Raw genomic sequence first — 6,609 nt, forward strand, 5'->3', positions numbered from 1 at the left:
TACTCCGCGGTGTAACGCTTGCGCTTCGACATGGACACTCCTTCAGCTCACTATGAGCCTTCCTGAAAGTGTCCGCAGAATCGGGGTAGAACCCACCCGCGATCCAGCGGACTCCGCACCGCCATCCCACCGCGATTCAACACGTGGGTGTAGATCTGCGTGGTGCTGACGTCGCTGTGCCCCAGCAGCTCCTGCACCGTCCGGATGTCGTAGCCGTCCTCGATCAGGTGGGTCGCGAAGCTGTGGCGGAAGGTGTGGCAGCTGGCGGGCTCGGTCAGCCCCGCGCGACGCACGGCCAGATGCACCGCGCGCTGCAGGCGACGCTCGTCGATGTGGTGTCGCCCCTCCCGGCCACTGCGCGGATCGACGCTGCGCGAGGGCGCAGGGAACACCCATTGCCAGCCTGGCTCACGCGGCGCATTGGGGTACTTGCGGGCCAAGGCATCCGGTAACCAGACAGCGCCAAAGCCTTGCGCAAGATCGCCCCGGTGCAGGCGAAGCGCCTCCTCCACCTGCGCACGCAAGGGCTCGACCAGGGCCGCGGGCAGTACGGTTCGCCGATCCTTGCCGCCCTTGCCCTGTCGCACCAGCAGCTCGCGGCGCTCGAAGTCGACATCCTTGACGCGCAAGCGCACGCACTCCATCAGGCGCAGACCGCCGCCATACAGCAGCGAAGCCATCAACCAGGCCGTGCCCACCAACTCCCCCAGCACGGATGACACCTGGGCACGCGTGAGCACCACCGGAAGCCGCTGCGGCTTGCTGGCGCGCTGAATGCCGTTCAGCCAGTCCAAAGGCTGCTGCAACACTTCGCGATACAGAAACAGCAGGGCTGACAGCGCCTGGTTCTGTGTCGAGGCCGAGACCCCGCCTTCCACTGCCAGACGCGTAAGGAACGCCTCGATCTCGGGCTCACCCATCTCACGCGGGTGGCGCTTGCCATTTTCAAGGATGAATCGACGGATCCACCCCACATAGACCTGCTCGGTCCGCTTGGCCCGCCCAAGCCGGCGCAGGCGAGCCCGAACCTGATCGAGAAGACGCGGCGGCTGCCCTGCCGCAGTCTTCTGAGTCAGCTGATCCGGCGTCGCTGAATCGCGACCGGGAATTGAAGAGGGCTGAGGCTTGCTGTAGGTTGCCATGGGGCTTGCGCGGGAGCGATCGTGAACGGCCAGATTAGGCGGCAGATCGAGCGCACTGGATCGGAGCAAACCCATGATTTGGGTAGGAAATTGCTTAGGGCGGGCGGCGTGACGCCCGAGTTATACGACAGATTAGACGTCACTTTGACGTCTACATTGAGTTAGGCCGCATGACAGATTTCGCAGACAACTATCTCCAAGATCTCGGGTTACTGCTTCGTGAGCGTCTGGCGGACGCAGAGAGCGCCTATAACGCCGCGGCACCGGAGCAAAAGCAGTACGAGGCGGGCCGCTATCGGGCGTACCGTGAGGTACTAAATCTCATGATTCTCCAAGCGGAAGCTTTCGACCTGCCGTTGTCGGCTGTCCGTCTCGAGGGGATAGATAGAGAGAAGGACCTTGGCTGCTAAGCTGCGGCCTAACATTTCATTCAAGCCGACGTGCCTCCGGCACGCGGCTTAACTCAGGCGTTAGCCTTCTGTGCGGAACTTCGATACGATTGGATCGGGCGATGGTGTAAGGGGAAACACGCTCCGCAAGGAGAGTATTTGTGGGGTTCGAATCCCCACCGCCAAAGGCCATTCAAGGAGTGACCTTTGGCGGTGACGATTCCGGCTAGGCTGCCTAGCAAGATATACAGGCATCACGTAGAGAATCTACGTGAGCTCGAACGTGCGATCACGCAAGTGGCTCGGCTCGCGAAAGCCGAGATAGCGCGCGAAGATCCACAGCAAAGTCTCCGGTCACTAACTCGGCTATATGCGTTCCTGCTGGGCGCGTGGGCGGAATGCCGCCTACGCAAGTTGTTGCACGAGCAGTGCGGCTTCACAGAAGCCGAACGAGAGCTCATCACCTCTGCTAAGACCCAGTTGGATCAATGGCAGCAGACGGTAGATCTTGCGTTCCGTAAGCACCATAAGGTTCCGAAAGCCGAACTAACAAGTCGGGTGCTCGGGGTCTCGCACGCTGCGCGCCGCGAAGCGTTGCATAGTGTCTTGGCAGGTGAGCTTAGGATCATCATCGAGATTCGTAACAAACTGGCCCATGGCCAGTGGGTCTATCCGTTCAACAATCTCGAAACGGAAGTCGAGCCGGACAAGTACAAGCTCATCAACAAAGAGAACTTGCTGTCCTTGCAGCTAAAGTATTCATTGCTGGGGCACCTAGCAGATGCCGTACACGATCTTGTTGTTAGCCCCGCTACTTTCGCACGGGATTTCGATCGTCACTTCAAGAATCTAGAACAGGTGCGCGTAAATCTCGCGGTGAAGAGTTACGAGAAGTATCGGTCGTCGCTCATTGAAAGCCGCAAGAAACGGCGTGCGTTGTCGTCAGAAGGCTAACAATTCGTCCAAGCCGACGCCGCTTCGCGGCGCGGCTTAACTCAGGTGTTAGACGCACGCTGAGCTAAAGATGAAGGTTGCTGGTCGGCATGCCGCGCAGGTTGTGGCAGCGTTTCGCGCGCGCGAAGCGCGTGCTTCTGCCTGCGTGAGTTCATCTCCGCACGCGGGGTCACGTTGCTGGCGTGCGAGTGGCCGAGCGGTGCGTGGCTTCATGCACAGGCGCCGGAGGTCGGTTTGTCTTCCGGCCGGCTCTCCAAAAGTTGAGGCATGCGCGGGTAAGCTTCGGGTTCCACCCCAGCGGCCGGCCCATGCTGCCTGCCAAGCAGCTTGGCGCCCATGTTTCGGCGGCTGCCGGCAATCGTTGTGCGTTCCGCGGTGGGCCTCGTCTAACCAGTCGTTCGAGCGGACATCTTTTAGCTGGCTGCACCAGGCAGTGGTCCATGATGCCTCGCGCAGCCAGCTAAAAGCTGCCGCTCAACTCCAACGTTAGGCAGCACTCCCAACTTCTCACAACCTGCACCATGGAGACAGACATGAATACTCGTGGCTTTGGTTCTTGGCTCGGCCCGGCTCTCGGGATCATCGGCGTCGTAGCCGGTTTATCGTCTAGCGGCGCTGTTCATGGCGGTGCCTTTACAGGCTTGCTCTTCGGCTCCCTCTGCGCTGTATGGGGCATTGCCTTCTGGCGGCCATCCCGGCGTGCCGCCTAACAGTTCATTCAATCCGACGTCGCTCCGCGACGCGGATTAACTCAGGTGTTAGGTGGTCGGCATGGATGCAGCTTTTTTGGTTCTCGGAACATCTTTCGCGCTGCACCTCGTGGCGGTCGCAATCCTGCGTGGCCAGGCATCGGGCGACGAGCAACTTTCATCGGAGCTATTCACGCTTCCTATCGCAGCTCACCATACGCAACAGGCCATTCGACTGCTTTCGCTTTCGCACTGCATCCCTTGGAGACCTGTCCCGGCGTCAGTCATCGCTGCGCCGATCTCTGTGTGGGCAACTTTCATGGTTGCACGCTGGTCTGCCGTCTTTCTCTTCCTCGGCGCTTGCAGCTTCTTCGCAATCCCGTTCTTCAATGTGTAGGGCCGCGCCGGCGCTAGAGTTCCACCTAACTACTCGCTCAAGCGGACAGATCAATCGCTTCGCGATTGATGCTGCCGCTTAGCTCGATCGTTAGAGCCCTCAAGCTGTGTCATGGAGAGTGCGGTGAAGGAGATCACAGTCACGCGGGAGTCTGTCTGCGCCGCAGACGACCAAACAATGCCGCTTGAGCTGGTGCTCCAGGTGGCTGAGACGGAGGCCTTTAGCTCATTTATCCAGCGCGTCATTGGAGCTGACTTCCTGCAGTTCTCGTCCACCTACACCTGCGCCACTGGGTTCGTGGGCAGCGATCCGGTCGCTCGTGTCCTAGCCAATTTCGTCACCGGGCCCGTGGCTGAGTTCGTTGCGCCAGCAGCAGCTCTTGCGTCAGCCGTAGTCCCTAGCGGGCTCTTGGAGTTCCGCTGGTCGGGCTCTAACAATTCGTCCAAGCCGACGCCGCTTCGCGGCGCGGCTTAACTCAGGTGTTAGCTTTCACATCTATGGTCTCTCGTCGGTTCTTTGCGCCTCTCGTCCTCGCTGTCTTCGCCTGTGCGGGGTGTGAGGGAGCTCGGCCATTTGAACAGACGGTGCGTGTTTCTTTGTTTCGAGGAGGGGCGCCGGTTTCTGGTGTGGTCGTGCGCTACCACTCCGAGCCCGATTGCGCAGGTGCCTATGTCGAGGGTACGACCGACGCTGCCGGCCTCGCTCTGATGAGTCGAACTACTCTCAAGGGCACTTATGCTGTAGTTCTGGAGCTGCCGTCTGTCTGCTTCGAGAGCGAAGGCCGCTGGCGCTCCGCTTGGCAAGAGTACGTCGACCCTGACGCAATGGAGGTCTTCTCCTGCACTCTCAATGAGGGCTCAATCCCTGTTTGCGAAAGTGAGGTCGGCGGTGAAAGCTAACTATGCATTAGAGCGGACCGATGGGACAGGCTTCGATGTTTCCTGATACTTTCCCGGCCATCGGCCGCTCAATGCGGCGTTGGGCGGTCTCAAAGGAGGTTATGTGAAACGTGCGGCATTTGCATTTATCGCTGGAATGTTGTTTTGGTCATTTTTGGCCGGCGAGATGGCGGCGGCAGCCTCAGCCGAGCGCTTCAAGCAGAGCGGCATGAACAAGTACATGCGCAAGAATTACACTGGTGCAGTGGCTGATTTTGACAAGTATTTGGCTGAGAGGCCAGCCGATGAGTCGGTTATTTTGCTCAGAGGGCTCGCGAAGAGCTTGCAGAAGCCCGAGGACGTCACCGGTGCATGTGCCGACTTCTTGCTCGTCAAGGCAGGGCTACAAGAAATGAACTTGGAAACTTACTGTGCCGGGCAGCCTGGGTGGTGAGCCACAACAACACCGGGCCCAACAGTTCGTCCAAGCCGACGCCGCTTCGCGGCGCGGCTCAACTCAGGCGTTAGGCCTCACATCGACCATGGCCGCAATTGAAACCGACACCGTGCTCTCCAACCTGACTGATGCGTTGCGCAACCTGGCAGCTGCGACTTCAGATTCAACAACCATAAGCGCAGCGGGCCATTACGCCAGGCTGCTACAAACAACTCCGCCATCGCGCTGCGAGGATTTGGTGCGTCGTATTAGCGATGAACTGAATTCCCCGAAAACTTTTTTCACTGACTCACTGGACAACAGCGATTCATTTCGTTCGGCAAGAGATGCGGCCTATGTCGCAGCAAAAGCAGCAGTCAATCACTACGTATGTCTTCGCCGCCCAGATCTTGCCGCCGTTGTGAGGGCGGGGCGTGAGGCCTAACATTTCGCTCAAGCGGACCAATCAATCGCTTCGCGATTGATGTGGCCGCTTAGCTCAGACGTTAGGTGACATGGATATTCCCCCGCAACCCGAAGGCTTCAGCGAGCTTTGCGAGCGCGTCGGCTTGGCTATGATGCTGGGGCAGAAGGTCCAGTATGCTCTCGCTGGATACTTCGCCACCCACTCGCGCGTCCGCAAGCAGGTAAACCTTGAAGACGCCAAGGCGCAGATGGAGAAGCATCTCTCAAAGGCAATGGGGCATGTCATTGGAGCCATAGAAGAATCGGATTCGCTTCCTGAAGTTGTTTGGGAGAAGGTCAAGGCGTTTCAAGATGAGCGCAACTGGTTGGTCCACGATTTCGACGAGGAGGCGACCCCGTTCCTCTCACGCGGTGAGAGGATTCCGGAGTACCTCGCCAGAATGGAGGAAATTGCGCGCTCTGCAGTTGAGCTCATGGAGCTTCTCGACGCAGAAGGCAGCAAGCTTGTCCCAGGTGTTGTCACCTAACTATGTGTTCAACCGGACCTGCGGGGACATGCTTCGAATGAACCGATTGCTTCCGGCCGCAGGCCGCTTAACACGGCGTTAGGTGGCACTCCTCGTGTACACGATTGCGGAAAGACATCTCGAGCTCCGGACACCAAAGGGCAGCATGGCCGTCGTCGCTGCGCTCGGCCGGCCTACTGAGGTTGGAGCAGAGGAGTGGACCTGCGCTTGCGTCACGGTTTTTGGCGGAGAAGCCCGCACTCATCAGATCCACGGGGGCGATAGCATGCAGGCTCTCCAGCTGGCAATGGTTACCCTAGATGTGGAGCTGTCCCATGGGGCCAAGATGCGTGGCGGAACACTCTTTCAGTTCGATGAGCCGTTCACTTCTGTTCTGGAAGATAGTGGCATGCAGCCCAGGAGCACCAGCGCTAGTCCCGGCGCAGGTGCCATCTAACTATGCGTTCAAGCGGGCCGCGGGGAGAGAGTTCGATGTTTCCTGATATATCATCGGCCCGCGGCCGCTTCACGCGGCGTTAGGTGCCATATGAGAGATCCAGCGCGAATTGACCCGATACTTGGTGAGCTTGGCGCAATCTGGCGCTCTAACCCCGATCTTCGTCTTGGGCAGCTTCTGGTCATTGCCTCCCAACCCAAAGAACCCTGCCCCGAATTGTTCTACGTCGAGGATCACGTTTTGCTCGAAGGCCTTCGTCACTACAAAGCTCTGTTACACCGCGGGGCATCTGGCGCCTAACTATGTGCTCAACCGGACCTGCGGGGAGAGGCCAC

At 59.1% G+C, this 6,609-nt stretch carries 9 protein-coding genes; 7 read left to right on the forward strand and 2 right to left on the reverse strand.

The window, feature by feature from the left end; translation table 11 throughout:
- Positions 1 to 50: 50 nt before the first annotated feature.
- On the reverse strand, positions 51 to 1,076 hold the full coding sequence (locus BLP83_RS17980; protein WP_281187145.1) for an integron integrase: 1,026 nt from the start codon (positions 1,074 to 1,076) through the stop codon (positions 51 to 53).
- 236 nt (positions 1,077 to 1,312) lie between these two features.
- On the opposite strand from BLP83_RS17980, the gene BLP83_RS17985 reads away from it, so the two are divergent.
- The 7 genes from BLP83_RS17985 (at position 1,313) to BLP83_RS19455 (ending at position 6,274) form a co-directional block, all read left to right on the forward strand.
- A complete protein-coding gene (locus tag BLP83_RS17985) occupies positions 1,313 to 1,552 on the forward strand; it encodes a hypothetical protein (protein ID WP_091246248.1) in 240 nt (79 codons plus the stop codon).
- Between the two features lie 186 nt (positions 1,553 to 1,738).
- Entirely contained in the window at positions 1,739 to 2,485 is a 747-nt protein-coding gene (locus BLP83_RS17990) for a hypothetical protein (RefSeq protein WP_218121271.1), read from the forward strand.
- A gap of 771 nt (positions 2,486 to 3,256) precedes the next feature.
- Positions 3,257 to 3,571, forward strand: a complete 315-nt coding sequence (locus tag BLP83_RS18510) for a hypothetical protein (RefSeq protein ID WP_143006784.1) — start codon at positions 3,257 to 3,259, stop codon at positions 3,569 to 3,571.
- A 1,002-nt stretch (positions 3,572 to 4,573) separates the two neighbouring features.
- A complete protein-coding gene (locus BLP83_RS18000) occupies positions 4,574 to 4,903 on the forward strand; it encodes a hypothetical protein (RefSeq protein WP_143006785.1) in 330 nt (109 codons plus the stop codon).
- Between the two features lie 88 nt (positions 4,904 to 4,991).
- On the forward strand, positions 4,992 to 5,330 hold the full coding sequence (locus tag BLP83_RS18515; protein ID WP_143006786.1) for a hypothetical protein: 339 nt from the start codon (positions 4,992 to 4,994) through the stop codon (positions 5,328 to 5,330).
- A gap of 70 nt (positions 5,331 to 5,400) precedes the next feature.
- Complete coding sequence (locus BLP83_RS18005) at positions 5,401 to 5,838, forward strand: hypothetical protein (RefSeq protein ID WP_091246257.1); 438 nt, start codon at positions 5,401 to 5,403, stop codon at positions 5,836 to 5,838.
- Between the two features lie 94 nt (positions 5,839 to 5,932).
- Positions 5,933 to 6,274 (forward strand): DUF6968 family protein, encoded by a 342-nt coding sequence (locus BLP83_RS19455; RefSeq protein ID WP_425389034.1) that lies wholly within the window; start codon positions 5,933 to 5,935, stop codon positions 6,272 to 6,274.
- A gap of 69 nt (positions 6,275 to 6,343) precedes the next feature.
- On the opposite strand, the gene BLP83_RS18815 is transcribed toward BLP83_RS19455, so the two are convergent.
- Complete coding sequence (locus BLP83_RS18815; RefSeq protein WP_176764282.1) at positions 6,344 to 6,535, reverse strand: hypothetical protein; 192 nt, start codon at positions 6,533 to 6,535, stop codon at positions 6,344 to 6,346.
- Positions 6,536 to 6,609 lie beyond the last annotated feature (74 nt).

Source organism: Aquimonas voraii (assembly GCF_900101825.1).
Lineage (GTDB): Bacteria > Pseudomonadota > Gammaproteobacteria > Xanthomonadales > Xanthomonadaceae > Aquimonas > Aquimonas voraii.